This window comes from Asaia sp. Ae19-3 (assembly GCF_059801175.1).
In genome coordinates this window covers 2,111,932-2,126,929 of record NZ_JBCHWF010000001.1, presented here as the reverse complement: position 1 = coordinate 2,126,929, position 14,998 = coordinate 2,111,932, and the positions used below count along the sequence as shown (strand labels likewise).

General features: G+C 61.6%; 11 protein-coding genes and 1 riboswitch. Of the genes, 4 read left to right on the top strand and 7 right to left on the bottom strand.

The annotated features are described in order from the left end of the window. Nucleotides 1-11: 11 nt before the first annotated feature. Nucleotides 12-983: an RNase adapter RapZ gene (gene rapZ / locus AAID99_RS09240; protein ID WP_229719650.1), complete on the bottom strand. Its 972-nt coding sequence runs from the start codon at nucleotides 981-983 to the stop codon at nucleotides 12-14. A 44-nt stretch (nucleotides 984-1,027) separates the two neighbouring features. Beyond that, on the bottom strand, nucleotides 1,028-1,567 hold the full coding sequence (locus tag AAID99_RS09235; RefSeq protein WP_188425790.1) for an HPr kinase/phosphorylase: 540 nt from the start codon (nucleotides 1,565-1,567) through the stop codon (nucleotides 1,028-1,030). On the opposite strand from AAID99_RS09235, the gene AAID99_RS09230 reads away from it, so the two are divergent. Continuing rightward, nucleotides 1,554-1,910: a RidA family protein gene (locus tag AAID99_RS09230; RefSeq protein ID WP_188425791.1), complete on the top strand. Its 357-nt coding sequence runs from the start codon at nucleotides 1,554-1,556 to the stop codon at nucleotides 1,908-1,910. The two genes, AAID99_RS09235 and AAID99_RS09230, sit on opposite strands and share 14 nt — an antisense overlap. Nucleotides 1,911-2,156: 246 nt before the next feature. Here the strand turns inward: AAID99_RS09230 and AAID99_RS09225 are convergent, their stop codons facing one another. From AAID99_RS09225 to AAID99_RS09215, 3 genes are all read right to left on the bottom strand, one after another. Next, entirely contained in the window at nucleotides 2,157-4,118 is a 1,962-nt protein-coding gene (locus tag AAID99_RS09225) for a M61 family metallopeptidase (protein WP_229719652.1), read from the bottom strand. 128 nt (nucleotides 4,119-4,246) lie between these two features. Further along, entirely contained in the window at nucleotides 4,247-7,858 is a 3,612-nt protein-coding gene (putA, locus tag AAID99_RS09220) for a bifunctional proline dehydrogenase/L-glutamate gamma-semialdehyde dehydrogenase PutA (RefSeq protein WP_498493703.1), read from the bottom strand. Between the two features lie 194 nt (nucleotides 7,859-8,052). After that, nucleotides 8,053-8,355 (bottom strand): putative quinol monooxygenase, encoded by a 303-nt coding sequence (locus AAID99_RS09215; protein WP_188425794.1) that lies wholly within the window; start codon nucleotides 8,353-8,355, stop codon nucleotides 8,053-8,055. A 61-nt stretch (nucleotides 8,356-8,416) separates the two neighbouring features. Continuing rightward, nucleotides 8,417-8,507, top strand: a riboswitch (glycine riboswitch). Between the two features lie 118 nt (nucleotides 8,508-8,625). Between AAID99_RS09215 and gcvT the strand changes: the two genes are divergently transcribed. The 3 genes from gcvT (at nucleotide 8,626) to gcvP (ending at nucleotide 13,106) form a co-directional block, all read left to right on the top strand. Further along, nucleotides 8,626-9,759, top strand: coding sequence for a glycine cleavage system aminomethyltransferase GcvT (gene gcvT, locus AAID99_RS09210; protein WP_498493701.1), 1,134 nt, complete (start codon nucleotides 8,626-8,628; stop codon nucleotides 9,757-9,759). A gap of 28 nt (nucleotides 9,760-9,787) precedes the next feature. Further along, nucleotides 9,788-10,153, top strand: a complete 366-nt coding sequence (gene gcvH, locus AAID99_RS09205; RefSeq protein WP_188425796.1) for a glycine cleavage system protein GcvH — start codon at nucleotides 9,788-9,790, stop codon at nucleotides 10,151-10,153. An 85-nt stretch (nucleotides 10,154-10,238) separates the two neighbouring features. After that, complete coding sequence (gene gcvP / locus AAID99_RS09200) at nucleotides 10,239-13,106, top strand: aminomethyl-transferring glycine dehydrogenase (protein ID WP_498493700.1); 2,868 nt, start codon at nucleotides 10,239-10,241, stop codon at nucleotides 13,104-13,106. 153 nt (nucleotides 13,107-13,259) lie between these two features. On the opposite strand, the gene AAID99_RS09195 is transcribed toward gcvP, so the two are convergent. Both AAID99_RS09195 and AAID99_RS09190 read right to left on the bottom strand, forming a co-directional pair. Then, nucleotides 13,260-13,727 (bottom strand): YbaK/EbsC family protein, encoded by a 468-nt coding sequence (locus AAID99_RS09195; protein WP_188425798.1) that lies wholly within the window; start codon nucleotides 13,725-13,727, stop codon nucleotides 13,260-13,262. A 7-nt stretch (nucleotides 13,728-13,734) separates the two neighbouring features. Continuing rightward, nucleotides 13,735-14,817, bottom strand: coding sequence for an energy transducer TonB (locus AAID99_RS09190; protein WP_229719653.1), 1,083 nt, complete (start codon nucleotides 14,815-14,817; stop codon nucleotides 13,735-13,737). Between the last annotated feature and the right edge of the window lie 181 nt (nucleotides 14,818-14,998).

Here is a 14,998-nt window from a genome sequence, read left to right as displayed (position 1 = left end):
ACTCACGGTTATCAAGACGGCTCTGTCCGTGTCTGTTCATCCGACGTGACACGGTGTTGAGGGGGGCGAACCCATCGCCATGAGCTGCGTCCCTGCCGTGCCAGTTCCCGATGCATGACGGCGATTGGCCCATCTGACAAGAGTGTAATGTCGTCAGAGTTCCCTAACGCGGCAGCAATCTCTTCAACAAGTGTTACAGAGCGGTGTTGACCGCCCGAGCAGCCGATGGCGATTGTCGCGTGCTTTTTCCCCTCGGCCACGAAACGAGGCAATACAAGTTTGAGCAATCCAAGGATCTGCGAAAAGAAAAGATCGTAATCGGGGTCACGTCGCACGTATTCGCGCACGTCCCGCTCAAGCCCGGTCATGGCCTTCAGGGCGTCGTCGTAATGCGGGTTGCGCAGGAAACGCGCATCGAAAACGAGATCGGCCTCACGGGGCAGGCCCGCTGGATACGCGAAAGAAAGCAGGGTCGTCGTCATCGAGTCGCCATCATTCTGATGGCCGAATCGCGACTCGATCAGCCGACGCAGATCGGGTGGCGGCAGATCTGATGTGTCGATCACGAGATCGGCTGCGCTTCTCAGGGGCATGAGCAGACCGATTTCCTGCTCTATGCTGGCCATGAGGCCGGGGCCGCTGCCGGTATTGGCGTCTAGCGGGTGACGGCGGCGTGTGGCGGTGAAGCGACGGAGCAGAACATCGGTCTCGGCCGTGGCGTAGATCAGTTCGACATGTTGCGGCCCCGGCTGGGCGCGAAGTTTGGTCAGCGCCTCAAGCACGGCACGCGCCTCAAAACCGCGCGTGCGGGCATCGATGCCTATGGCAAGCGGGTGTTCGGTGCGCGCCACGAGCGCATCGAGCAGGTTCAGCGGGGGGTTGTCGGTCACTTCGTAACCGAGATCTTCAAGAATGCGCAGAATGGAAGATTTGCCAGCGCCGGACAGCCCGGTGACCAGCAGAACGCGTCGCGCGGGAATCACAGACCGCCTCTCCTGTCATCAAAGCCGGGATACATGGCGTGACATTAGCTTTCTTCATGCTTTTTGGGGAGAGGGTTTGCACTCGCCATTCCCCCGTTCACGCCACAAAGCAATGTGAGATCGCCGCGAATGCAGCGCAGGGCCGTGCGTATGACCGCCACGGCATCGGCATGGAAGGCATCGAGTGTCAGACACCAGCCGCCCGTCAGCGGGTCGATAGTCTTTTCCGGCAGGCGCTGGATGGGAGTGTTTTGCCCCAGTTCGACCCGCAGGACGATGGCGGCTTCAGGCAGATAGGGCATCTGCACGATGCCCAGCCCACGTACTTCAATCAGCCCTGCGAGAGCGGGGGCCGGGCGGGCTATGGTCTGCTGCAGCACGATCTGATCGTCGCCTACAAGGGCGAAGCTGGACTCGACAAGGCGCAACAGAAGGCTCGACTTGCCAGAGCCGGACGCTCCGGTAAGCAGCACGCCAAGTCCTTCCCAGCTGGCGCAGGAGGCGTGAAGAGACCGGCCCGTAATGGGAGCCTCCGCGCATAAGCGATGGGCAGTTTCAGGAATGTGCGATATGCTCCGGCTCATGCACGATCATTTCTCCTCTTCTTCCCGTCCTGTCCTGCAGGACAGCGTGACTGTCTATGGTGTGACAGGACTTGGCGCCGATGGACAGGTGCCTGACAGCTTGATCGAGGAATGCCAGAACGCGCTGGCCCGCATACGGGAAATTCTTGCCACCAACGGTCTGCTACCCGAAGACATTACCCATCTGGCTTACATGATTCCCGATAGCAGCATCTTCGTCTCGTGCCAGCGGATCATCGCCGAAGCCCTCGGCCCCGCCCGGCCCGCCATGACGCTGCGCCTCAAACCCCGTTTTGACGTGCCGGGGCAGAGGCTGGAGTTCAATTTCATCGCTGCGCCGTGACCGAAGGTTCTGGGAGAGCGTAATATATAGTGGTTAAAATCAGGCAAGATACTGGAAGCATAATCCGCTATCTATCTATTTTTTATCAATAGATAGTGGATATATATTCCGACGAGAATTCTAGTCTCAAATAAATGATCTCATGATCATTTATCTTTCTTCCAGCGCGGCATGACTCTCTGGGGCCTTTTTTCTGAGCCGCTTTGCGAGAGGCTGCCTCGATGGGCAACCTCTCGGTGGAAAAGATCAGTGACGCGCTGAATACAGCGTTGTCAGGCGATCCGGGGTGTTCGGGATGCGCTCGAGATGGGGCGAGCGCAGACCGTCATAGTAAGGGATCGAGACGGTGCGGAAATGCGTGTCGGTCTTGATCAGCAGCGTGATGGGCTTCTTGTCCGTCTTGGCGGTTTTCACCGCGTCGATCAGACCTTCCGGCGTAAAGGCGTCACCGTTGACGGCCACGATCACGTCATGAATGGCAAGGCCAGCCTTGTAGGCCGGGCTGTCCCAGGCCACCGTGCCCAGAGCGCCGTTCTTCGGGTTGATCATCAGGCCCAGTGAGAAGCGCAGGCCAAGGCGGTGGTAGTTCTTGCCGCTTTGCTCGCCGAAATCGTTTTCCTTGTCGGTATAGACCAGCTTGTAGCCAGAGGCTTCGAGGCCGTTCAGGGGCGCGCGCTTCTGTACGGTGCTGATGCGCTCATGCAGGAACTTGGCCCAGTCATAGGGCACAACCTTGTTGAGGGTTAGAACCACGTCATCGAACGTATAGGTGCTGACAATGATGCTGCCATCATTGGTGCCGAAAAACGCCTTGGCGAAATCATCGAGTGATTTCGTGTCATGCGAGAGCTTGCGGATCATCATGTCGGCGTCGAGCCAGACCAGCTGACCCTCGACATAGTAATCTTCCGAACGCTGGAAATCGCGCCATGAGAGTGGCGAACGCTGCGCGATGATCGGATCATTGGTCGTGTCGGCCACCGGGCGCCAGGTGCGGCCCGACTGGGCGTCATAGGTGGCAGCCATGAGGGCGAGGGAGTCGAAACCCTGTTCCTTGCTGACGAGGCCCGAACGTGCGGCAAGAATATTGCCCCAGAACTCGGTCTGGCCCTCATAGACCCAGAGCAGCGAGCCGCGCTGCGGGGCATTGAAGGTGGCACCATACAGATCAGCCGGGCGGCGATACTTGCCGTTCCAGGAATGGGTGTATTCATGCGCCAGCAGATCGCGCTGCGGGAAGGAATGCTTCCAGTCCGTGAAATAGTCTTCGCTCACGCTGTCTTCGCTCGACTGGTGATGCTCAAGGCCGATGCGACCCAGCTCATCAGTCAGCGCCATCAGGAAGTCGTAATGCGCGTAATGCTGCGAGCCAAAGGTCAGCAGTGCCTGGGTGACCAGATTGCGGTGAATCTGCAATTCGGCATCGTCATAGGCCAGGTCACCCGGCTTGTCGGCCACCATGTTAAGCGTGACCGGCACGCCGCCCGGGGCATTCAGCGTAACCTTCTTGAAATAGGCGCCTGCGAAGATCGGGGAATCGACCAGCGTGTTGAAGGGCACGGTGCCGAAGGTCAGGGTGTCGCCCGTGGCAGCGCCCACGGGGCGGAGCGCGGTGGCGGCCTGCCAGCCATGCGGCAGCTTCACGCTGGCCTGAACGGGAATGTCGCGCGAGTAATAGCCAGCCGGATAAAGCGACACCTCGTTCCACTGCACGTTCACGATATGGGGCGTCATGACGACACGGCCCTCATTGTCGCTCACGGGCGAGAGCAGCTTGAAATCGACATCGATCTGGGTCTGCGCCTTGGTGACGGGCACATGAAAGGCGAACACATCGACCGGATCGCGCAGCCAGGTGAGAGGCTTGCCCTCAGAGCTGATGGTCAGCCCGCCAAGCTGGGTGATCGTGCCTTCAGGCGCGTGACCGCCCGGGATCCATTTCGGATAAAGCAGCACCAGCTCACCCGCTTCGCGTGCCGATTGCGGCACGGGCAGCGTCTCATGCATGGTCATGACATGATGGTCGAGATCGGTCGCATCGACGCTCAGCTTGAGCGTGCCGGGAAAAGCGACATCCTTGGCCTGAGGCAGCGGCGAGGGAAGGGGCGCGGCTTCGGGCTGGGGCTGGGCGGCCAGTGCAGGCAGAACGCGCGTGCCAAGCAGCAGGACGGTCAGAAACGTACCGGCGCGGAAAAGACGGATGGTCAAGCAGGGATACTCCGGGAAAGGGCTGCAGCTGAAACGGTTCATTACCAAAATGGAAACTGTCTCTTGTGACAACCCATATTAAGGGTTTTATCGCAACTGCCTGCCCGCTTTCCCAACCGGCGCGCGCGTCACACCCGGGTTACAAGGGCAAGATCGGCGCCGATCGCGGCATGATTGGTGGTGACCACCGTCTCACTCAGCAGCCATTCGGGTCGCACAGTGTCGAGGTCATAAACCGGCACCACCATGCCTTCACGCGCTGTGATGGTGAGCGCTGCCTGTTCAGCACTTTCCGCGCCGCGCTGGATCAGCATCACATCGCATTCCGGCAAGGCGCCCGGATTGACGCGGGTGATCAGATTGGCGAGCTGACGTGAGACCTGACGCAGCCATTCCACCGCTGGATCAGGCGCCAGAACCAGCACGGTATTGCCCGTGCCAAGGGCAAGGCCGACCGCGTGCAGCAAGGCAGGCCAGCTTTCACAGGCACAAAGCACGACGCCTTTAGGACGCAGGCTGTAGCGATTCGTCTCACCCGTGGGGGCGGGCAGATCCAGGCTGAGGCCGCAAAGCCCGTGGGCGATAACGGCGCGCACCTTGCGGGCCGAAGGCGGGTCTCGTGGTTCGAGAAAGGCCAGAAAGGCCCGCGCTGCTGAAGGCACGGGGGTTTCTGTGGTGGGGGCAAGCGGGCAGGGCGCACCATGCATCAGCCGTGGCATGAAAAGCGGCCCGCCAAGCTTCGGCCCCGAGCCGGAAAGACCACGCCCTCCGAAGGGCTGCATTCCCACGCTTGCCCCGATCATCGAGCGATTGACGTAGATATTCCCCGCACGGCTGCGGGAAGTGGCGCGTTCGAGCGTCTCATGCAGGCGGCTCTGCACACCGAAGGTCATCGCATAGCCGGTCGCGTTCAGCGCATCGATCACCCCGTCGAGCTCATGACGGGCATAGCGTCTGATATGCAGAACAGGGCCGAACACCTCGAGACCGATATCGGCCACGCGTCCGATTTCGATCAGGGTGGGCGCCACGAAATGACCGTTCAGCGTTTCGGCCTGCAGATCTGGTTGCCAGACGCGATAGCCTGCCCGTCTCATGCGGTCGATATGCGCTTCGATGCGTATGCGGGCACCCGCCGAGATAACGGGCCCCATATCGCAGCGCAGCTGATCGGGCGCGCCGACATGACGTGCGCTGATGGCTGCCTTGAGCGCCTCTATCAGCGCATCGGCGCCCTCTTCCTGCACCAGAAGCACACGCAACGAGGCGCTGCGTTGGCCTGCGCTGTCGAAAGCCGACGCGAGAATATCGGGAATGACCTGCTGGGGCGATAGCGTGCTGTCAACCAGCATGGCATTCTGTCCGCTCGTATCGGCCAGAAGGGGCACGGGCTGGCCCGTGCGCCCGGTGCGGCCAAGCAATTCCCGGCTTATCGTCTTGGCCACGGCAGTCGAGCCGGTAAAGAGCACACCGTCTATGCGGGAATCCGCAACGAGAGAGGCGCCCACATTCCCTTCGCCCGGCAGAAGCTGGAGCGCGCGAGGGGGCAGGCCCGTCTGCAGAAACAGGGACACGACATGCGCGGCGATCAGCGGTGTTTCTTCCGCCGGTTTGGCAATCACCACATTGCCCGCGGCAAGGGCGGCGGCAATCTGCCCGGTGAAGCTCGCAAGTGGGAAGTTCCAGGGGCTGATGCACAGGATCGTGCCGAGCGGGGCGCCGACCAGGCCTCTTTCGGAAAGGCTGCGAAGCTGGGCGCCGTAGTAGCGCAGATAGTCCACCGCCTCGCGCAATTCGTCAGAGGCATTGGTAATGGTCTTGCCTGCTTCGCGAACGAGCAGGTTCAGAAGAGCCGTCTGGTCCTGCTCAAGCGCGTCGGCCATCCGGTCGAGATGGGCAGCGCGATCTTCGGGTTCGGTGCGGCGCCAGATCTGATCGGTCTCGGCAGCGTTGAGCGCCGCATCGATATCGCGTGGTCTGGCGTAAAGCGCGATACCGACGCGATCGGCGTGAGCTGCCGGGTTGATGATCGCATGGGGCCGCCCCTCGGCCCGCGGCATGGTCGGTCCCATGGGCACGGCCTGACGAGGGTATGTCGTCCCGGGTAGACACTCTGCAAGCTGGGCAAGGGTGGCATCATTCGCGAGATCGGGAGCGGTGGCACTCTGCCGTTCGGGCATGGTCAGGTCGCAGGGCAGGGGAATATCCGCGTTCGGCATGCCGCGCGGCACAATGATACGTGCCTGAGCGACGGGGTCTGCAATCAGGGCATCGAGCGTGACGAGCCTGTCATAGGCCTGATTGAGAAACGAGGAGGCAGAGCCTGCCTCGATCAAGCGACGCACAAGAAACGAGGCAAGGCGGCTGTCCGGGCCGATGGGGGTGAGGATCCGACAGGCAATACCGGCCTGACGGGGGTGCACCAGCGGCGCCAGAAGCGTTTCGCCCATGCCGTGTCGGCAGCCGAATTCGTAGAGACCCGGCGTCCATGGCCCGGCGATTGCCTGAATGGTCGCGATGCTGCGCGCGTTATGGGTGGCGAATTGCGGATAAAGCGCTTCAGGCGCCTCAAGCGCTCGTTTCGCGCAGGCAATATAGCTGATGTCGCTATGACATTTGCGGGTGAAGACCGGATAGTCACGCGTCACCTGCGCCTGATTCTGCCGGATCTCATGGTCCCAATAGGCGCCCTTCACCAGTCTCAGCCCCACGCGTCGACCGGTTTCGGTGCCTGATGTGATGAGATGCTCGATGAGTGGCAGTGCCCGCTTGTCATAGGCCTGCACGGTAAAAGACAGACCGTCCCACCCCGCCAGATCGGGCAGGCGGCAGAGCCGGTCGAACAGGTCGAGACTGAGATCGAGCGTCTCGCTGGTTTCGGCATCGACAATCAGGAACATATTGGCGGCCTTGGCCCGCGACGCGAGGAGGGTCAGAAAAGGCAGCAATTCCTCCATGACCTGCGCGGTCTGGGACCGCTCGAAACGCGGATGCAGCGAGGAAAGTCTGAAAGAAAGGGACGGGCGTTCGTATATGGTTTGCCCGCGTCCATGGCGCCCCAGCGTCTCGACAATGGACAGCGCTTCCTGGCGCGCCTGGTCGGCGTCTTCTGGCGCCCGCGCTGTTTCACGCAAGGGCGCATAGGCGTGAGAAAAGCCTTCCTGCTCGGCCTTGCGGCTGCGCCTGAGTCCCTGGGCCAGCGTGTCTGCCAGTACGAACTGGGTGCCCATCATCGTGATGGCACGCTCGACCCCGTGCCGGATGAAAGGCGCGCCGCTTTTCAGGGCGAGGCTGCGCAAGCCGCCCGTCAGCGCGTGAAGGCGCGACGAAGTGGACATCGCCCAGCTCGCGGCACTGAGGAAAAAAGGATGGTTCTGTCCGCCCTGCTGCAGCCAGACGCCCTGTCCGATCTGGTCCCGTATCAGCGCATCACGCGTGGCCGCATCGGGAATGCGAAGAAGGCTGCCGGCGAGTGTCAGCAGGGCCGTGCCTTCGGGGGAGGTAAGGGGAAATGCCTGCACCATGGTCTCGACACCTTTGGTGCCGGCTCTCTCGCGCAGCCGAGTGGCCAGAAAGCGCGCCTGCTGGTCGATCTGCTCCAGATAGGGTTCGCCCAGTGTCGCAGAGACCAGAAGGGCCGCGAGGGCCTCGGCCTCTGGCAGGCGTGAGGCTCGCAGAATGGCCTCGCGCGAAGGGGATGGCGGCGCCACAGACGGCAGGAAACTGGAAAACGGTGTCATGCTGTCTCAGTCACGCAGGAAACCCAAAAAGACAGACTAGGCGAGGCCCCGTGTCACGAAAACCCTCCGGACGGGGTTCGGGTCGTTACGTATGAGTCATGCTGCATGGCGCGACGGGCAATGAAGGGTGATGCAGGTGTAAAAAAGGGGCCTTCCAGCCCCTTCTTCTGTTCCGAAGCGCCGGAGCGGAGCACTCAGGGATGCTGGCGCGTGAAGAAGCGCACATTGCGTTCCTCGATCCTGAGATCGCGCAGGGCTGCCGCGAATTTCTCGAAATGGGGTGTCTTGAGATGGGCGTCGAAAGCCGGGCGCCCCGTATAGACTTCATGTAGGACAATGATGTCCGAAGCATCCTGCTGGGTCAGTACATCGAAGGTCAGGCATCCTTCTTCGTCGGCCAGCGAGCGGTCGCTGTCATAACGGCAGATTTCCAGGAAGGCGTCGAAGCTCTCGGCGGGGGCAGCAAACTCTGCGATGACCGTGAAATGCTGTGACATGACTTGAAATCCCTTTCGTTTACAGAATTGACTTTTCAGCCCTAATTCTGCGAAGAGTAAACACCGATTCACGGGAGAGACCGGACACTTTTTCCGGCGCCGAAGGAGCAACCGCCCCGGAAACTCTCAGGCAAAAGGACCGCGATCGGCTGGAACTTCTGGAGAGAGGCACCTTGATGAGGTGTCCGCCGACGGGATAGCGATCTCAGGCAAAGGCGACAGAAGGGGCGACGATTTTTCTCGTTTCCTGCCTCCGGGGGATTCTGCCCTATGTCCGACGCGCTTCTTCTCACGCCGCTGAATGCCCTCCATTTTGAACTGGGCGCCCGTATGGTGCCGTTCGCGGGCTATTCCATGCCCCTGCAATATCCGGCCGGATTGATGGCCGAGCATCTGCACACGCGAGGCAAGGCCGGTCTTTTCGATGTGTCCCATATGGGCCAGCTTCGCGTTACGCCCCGTACAGGCACGCTTGAAGACGCCGCTCTGGCGCTTGAATCCCTCATTCCTGTCGATCTGGCCGGGCTCGGTGCCAACCGTCAGCGTTACGGGTTTCTGACCAATGAAAAGGGCGGCATTCGCGATGATCTGATGGTCGCCAATATGGGCGACTGGCTGTTCGTGGTCGTCAATGCCTCCTGCAAGGAAGCCGACACCGCGCTGATGCAGGCAGCCCTTGGTGACCGTATCGTGATCGAGCCTCAGGCCGATCGCGCGCTTCTTGCCCTGCAGGGGCCAGAAGCCGTGCATGTTCTGGCCGATCTCTGCCCGCAGGCCGAAGCGATGCGCTTCATGGATGCGATCGAGGCGGATGTGGATGGCGTGCGCTGCACGGTCACGCGCTCGGGCTATACGGGCGAAGACGGTTTCGAGATCGGCATTCCCGCCGAGCATGCCGAGCAGATCGCCCGCGCGCTTCTGGCTGATGAGCGCGTGTTGCCGATCGGGTTGGGTGCCCGTGACAGCCTGCGTCTCGAAGCGGGTCTGTGCCTTTATGGCAATGACCTTGACGAGACCACGACCCCGGTTGAGGCCGCGCTGACCTGGGCCATGCAGAAGAGCCGCCGTGAGGGCGGCGCCCGTGCCGGTGGCTATCCGGGTGCCGAAATCATCATGGCGCAGGCCCGCGATGGCGTCTCGCGTCTGCGCGTCGGTCTGGCGGCTGAAGGCCGTGCGCCGGTTCGCGGCGGTACCGAGCTTTTTGCCGATGCCGAAGGCACGCAGAAGGTTGGCGTGGTCACATCGGGCGCTTTTGGTCCAAGCGTGAGCGCTCCCGTGGCCATGGGCTATGTCGCCACCGGCCATTCTGCGATCGGCACGGTTCTTTACGGTGCGCTGCGCGGCAAGTTTGTGCCGGTGCAGGTCCGCGCCCTGCCTTTCGTTCCCCCCGGTTTCAAACGCTGAAAACCGTCTCACAGAGAAAGATGTCATCATGAGCTCCACCTATTACACCCCGTCCCATGAATGGATTCGTCTCGAAGGCGAGATCGCGACCGTCGGCATTACCGGCCATGCGGCTGAAGAGCTGGGTGAACTGGTTTTTGTCGAAGCCAAGGACGAAGGCACCGAAGTCGCTCAGGGCGACGCTGCTGCCGTGGTCGAATCCGTGAAGGCGGCTTCTGACATCTATGCGCCGGTAAGCGGCGTTCTGGCCGGGTTCAATGCCCGCCTGAGCGACGAACCGACGCTGGTCGGTGCCGATCCGGAAGGTGAAGGCTGGATCTTCAAGCTGCGCGTGACCGATTCCGCCCAGCTTGAGGCTCTGCTCGATGCCGATGCCTACAAGGCCTCTCTCTGATCTGACCGGTAAAGGCGGCGCATTGTGCCGCCTTTGCTTTTTTGACCTGTGACTGACCCCGTTCCCGACGAGGATTTGCCGAGACGTGACCCGTAACGCCCCCCTCTGGCCAAACCAGGCTGCCGATCAATTTGTTTCCCGCCATAACGGGCCACGCCCCGGCGAGGTTGTCGCCATGCTTGAGACGCTTGGCGTTTCCTGCATTGATGCGCTGATCGAGCAGACGGTTCCTGCCGCCATTCTCGACCGCAAGGCCTCAGGCATCGGTCCGGCCCTGACGGAGAGCGAAGCCCTGGCGCGCCTGCAGCAGATCGCCAGCCGCAACGTCGTCATGCAGTCCATGATCGGGCAGGGCTATTACGGCACGGTTCTGCCGCCGGTAATCCAGCGCAATATCCTCGAAAATCCGGCATGGTACACGGCCTATACGCCCTATCAGCCCGAAATCAGCCAGGGTCGTCTTGAGGCGCTGCTGAACTTCCAGACGCTGGTCTGCGATCTGACCGGCCTCGATATCGCCAATGCGTCGCTGCTCGACGAAGCCACGGCCTGCGCCGAGGCGATGGCGCTTGCCCAGCGCAACGCTAAGACCAAGAGCACCGTGTTCTTTGTCGATGCCGACACCCATCCGCAGACGCTTGCGGTGCTGCGCACCCGCGCCGAGCCCCTTGGCTGGACCATCGTTGTCGGCAATCCCGAGACCGATCTCGATGCATCCGCCGTGTTCGGCGCGCTGCTCTCCTATCCCGGCAGCTCAGGCGCCGTGCGCGATTTCCGCAATGTGATTGGGGCCCTTCACGAGAAGGGCGCGGTCGCAGCCCTGACCTGTGATCCGCTGGCGCTCGTCATGCTCGAAGCGCCCGGCAAGCTGGGTGCCGATATTGCCATCGGGTCGATGCAGCGTTTCGGTGTGCCGATGGGCTTTGGTGGCCCTCATGCCGGGTTCATGGCTGTTCGTGATGCCTACAAGCGCACCATGCCGGGCCGCCTTGTAGGCGTGTCGCGTGACAGCCGTGGCGCTCCGGCCTATCGTCTGGCGCTTCAGACGCGCGAGCAGCATATCCGTCGCGAAAAGGCGACGTCGAACATCTGCACGGCGCAGGTTCTGCTGGCTGTCATCGCCTCGATGTATGCCGTCTATCACGGCCCCGAGGGGCTGCGTGCCATTGCGCATCGTGTGAACCGTCTGGCCTCGATCCTGGCCGAAGGTCTGCGCGAACTGGCGGTCAGGGTCGAAACAAGCGTCTTTTTCGATACGATCACGATCGAAGCGGGTGATTCTGCCGCACTGGTGCTTGAGCGCGCCCGCAAGGCCGGGATCAACCTGCGCGACGCGGGCAATGGCCGTCTGGGCATCGCCTGCGACGAGACCACCCAGCCCGATCACATCAAGGCGCTCTGGCGTTGCTTCTGCCCGGATGATGCCCGTCTTGCTGCGCTCGAAGCGAAGCTCGACGGCGCAACGACACTCCCGGCATCCCTGCAGCGCAGCGGGGCTTTCCTGACAGCTTCCGTGTTCCATGCCCATCGCTCTGAAACCGACCTGCTGCGTTACATGCGCCGTCTGTCGGATATGGATCTGGCGCTGGATCGCACCATGATTCCGCTCGGCTCCTGCACCATGAAGCTGAACGCGACCGCCGAGATGATCCCCATCACCTGGCCGGAATTCGGGGCGCTGCATCCTTTCGCCCCCGCCGACCAGACGGAAGGCTATCATGAGCTGTTCGGTATTCTCGAACACGCGCTCTGTGCTGTCAGCGGTTATGACGCCATTTCGCTTCAGCCCAACTCGGGCGCGCAGGGCGAATATGCAGGGCTTCTGGCCATTCGCGCCTATCATCAGGCCAATGGCCAGAGCGAGCGCGATGTCTGCCTGATCCCGGCTTCGGCCCATGGCACCAACCCGGCTTCGGCCCAGATGGTCGGTATGCGTGTGGTGGTGACGGCCTGCGATGCGGCAGGCAATGTCGATCTGGAGGATCTGCGAAAGAAGATCGCCCTGCATGAGGGGCGCATCGCCGCGCTGATGCTGACCTATCCTTCGACGCATGGTGTGTTCGAGGAAGCCGTTATGGAGATCTGTGATCTCGTTCACGAAGCGGGCGGTCAGGTCTATCTCGACGGGGCGAACATGAATGCGCAGGTCGGGCTTGCCCGTCCGGGTCTCTATGGCGCGGATGTCTCGCATTTCAACCTGCATAAGACCTTCTGCATTCCGCATGGTGGCGGTGGCCCCGGCATGGGACCGATCGGCGTCAAGGCGCATCTCGCGCCGCATCTGCCGGGTCGTCCCGAAATGGGCGACGCGCGTGCCGTGTCAGCCGCGCCTTTCGGCTCGGCGTCGATCCTGCCGATCTCGGTCGCTTATGTGCTGATGATGGGCGATGACGGGCTGCGTGAAGCCACCGAAATGGCCATTCTCAACGCCAATTACATCGCGGCCCGTCTCGAGGGGCATTATCCCGTGCTCTATCGTGGCAGCAACGGTCGCACGGCGCATGAATGCATCATCGACCTGCGCCCGCTCAAGGATGCTGTCGGCGTGACCGTTGATGATATCGCCAAGCGCCTGATCGATCATGGCTTCCATGCTCCGACGGTCAGCTTCCCGGTTGCTGGCACGTTCATGATCGAGCCGACGGAATCCGAAGGCAAGGCTGAACTGGATCGCTTCTGCGATGCGATGATCGCCATCCGTCAGGAAATTGCGGCCATCGAAGCTGGCAATATTGCCATGGAAGCCAGCCCGCTGCGTCATGCACCGCATAGCACCGCCGATCTCGTTGGCGAGTGGGACCGCGCCTATGACCGCATGCAGGGTTGTTTCCCGAACGGCCTCGATCGCGTGAAATATTTCGCGCCGGTTAATCGCATCGATAACGCCTGGGGTGATCGTAATCTGGTCTGCTCCTGCCCTGATATCTCCACCTACGCTGAAGCGGCGGAGTAAGAGGGTCTGTTCCCCGCCTCCTGGTGAGGTGGGGAACTTCTTTTTCTGAAGAAAAAAAGCAAAAAGACTTTTATCTCAAGAAAACTGGCGTGCTGCTTGTTTGGTCAGTGACCGACAGGCGAAGGTTTTCTGGCTCTTTTTTAAAAAGAGCCCTTATTTTTCATCCTGACGTACATGCACCCAGACGCCGTTGGTCAATTCGACCAGTTTCTGAGGCGTCATGCGGACCGAGGCCGTGATTGATCCGGCAGCCGGGATGATTTCCTCGAACTGCAGCAGCGATTCATCGCAATAGACAGGAAGTGGTGCGGGTAGACCGAAAGGGCATACGCCGCCAACGGGGTGGCTTGTGACTTCCAGCACGGCTTCAGGCCCCAGAAAGCGGGGCTTGCCCCCCAATGCCTCGCGGGCGCGCCGATTGTCGAGCCGTGCCGTCCCTGCCATCACGACTAGGACGATCCTGCCCCCTGCATCGACGCAGAGCGTCTTGGCGATTTGGTCTGGGGCGACCTTGTGCACCTCGGCTGCCTCAAGAACCGTCGCCGTGCTCAACCCGTCATCGATTATCGCGAGTTCAGGGGCGAGGCGGGCGAGTTCGTCGCGAACGGAGTCAAGGCTCATGGCAGGCTCAGCGTCTGATCAGAATGTAATTGATCGTCAGATCAATATCGAAATGGTCGCCCTTCATGTCAGGCGGCACAGGCGGCAGGCGCGCGCCCTGGAACATGCCGGTCGTCGCCGCATCGAGTGAATACGATCCCGACTGGCCTGTCAGGCGCACCGATTTGACGCGGCCCGTGCGGTCCAGAACGACATGCACGGAAGAGGGTCCGTCTTCGCCGTTCTTGATGGCATCTTCCGGATAATAGAGATGGGCACGAATCCAGCGGTCAATCTCGCTGCCGTAATCGTCACTGACACCCTTGATCGTATTGCGCGTCATGAAAGGCGCGTTGATCTGACCATTGGTCGAAAGTGGCCCGAGTGACATGTCGATGGGGGCGCCCGACCCGCCGCGGCGGCCGCGTTGACGACGTGGGGCAGAGGGCGCCTCACCGAAATCAAGCGTCGTCATGTTCGCGAAAGGATTATCCGACTGCTTCGGCGTGGGGCGACGGCTCGACCGGTGACTATGGGCGTGCGTCTGGCTCTGCTTGCCGGATTTCGGAATGCCGGGGCTGACTGGGCGTTCGGTCTGCGTTTTCGTCAGCTCGGTCGAGGGGCCGTCAGGTACGGGGGGCGCTGAAGGCGCGGTCGGTGTAGGCACAGCCGGGGTCGGTGTCGATTCCTGTTCGTCAGGCTGCTGCTCCTGCTGCGTGTCCTTGCTGCTTGCCGAAGGGGCATCATGACTCGTGGAGGGTTTCTCCTCGCCGCCCGGCTTGTCTTCATGAGGGCCTGCCATGCCGCTTTTGGTGGGCGGCGCGAACATCATTTCGACCTGCGGCTGTTCCATGCCGTTGGGCTCGCCATGAGCATGGCGTGCGCTCTCGTAGATCAGCAGTCCGATCAGCAGCGCATGGGCGATTGCCGAGGCGATCAACACGGTCGTGACGCCCGAATCCTCGAGCACCTGCGGGCGGATCAGCGAGGCGCCGGCTGGCTTGACCGGCGGTTCCGAGGCTGTTCTTGGTTCGTAATGGCTGAGCCTTGCCCTCGTGCCGGCCATGGGGGGCAGGGCGCGCGTCTTCAGTGCCGCCGGTGCAAAAAGCAACGGCTCGTTTCGTGTCCGTTTCTTGCCAGGACGCGAGGCAGAGGCCACACCTGACGAGGGCGGAGCCGGATCAACGGGCTGTGTGCGTGTCAGAAGAACACCTGTAGAGAATCAGAACACACGCCACCACGTGATCGGGCAGGTGACGAACTCTGCATGACGACACGATCTGGCACTTGCC

What these genes read in the sequence shown, in the direction of transcription:
- AAID99_RS09230 (WP_188425791.1), top strand. Translation starts at nt 1,554, where the DNA reads ATGCTCCGGCTCATGCACGATCATTTCTCCTCTTCTTCCCGTCCTGTC.
- AAID99_RS09235 (WP_188425790.1), bottom strand. Translation starts at nt 1,567, where the DNA reads ATGAGCCGGAGCATATCGCACATTCCTGAAACTGCCCATCGCTTATGC.
- putA (WP_498493703.1), bottom strand. Translation starts at nt 7,858, where the DNA reads ATGACACCGTTTTCCAGTTTCCTGCCGTCTGTGGCGCCGCCATCCCCT.
- AAID99_RS09215 (WP_188425794.1), bottom strand. Translation starts at nt 8,355, where the DNA reads ATGTCACAGCATTTCACGGTCATCGCAGAGTTTGCTGCCCCCGCCGAG.
- gcvT (WP_498493701.1), top strand. Translation starts at nt 8,626, where the DNA reads ATGTCCGACGCGCTTCTTCTCACGCCGCTGAATGCCCTCCATTTTGAA.
- gcvH (WP_188425796.1), top strand. Translation starts at nt 9,788, where the DNA reads ATGAGCTCCACCTATTACACCCCGTCCCATGAATGGATTCGTCTCGAA.
- AAID99_RS09195 (WP_188425798.1), bottom strand. Translation starts at nt 13,727, where the DNA reads ATGAGCCTTGACTCCGTTCGCGACGAACTCGCCCGCCTCGCCCCTGAA.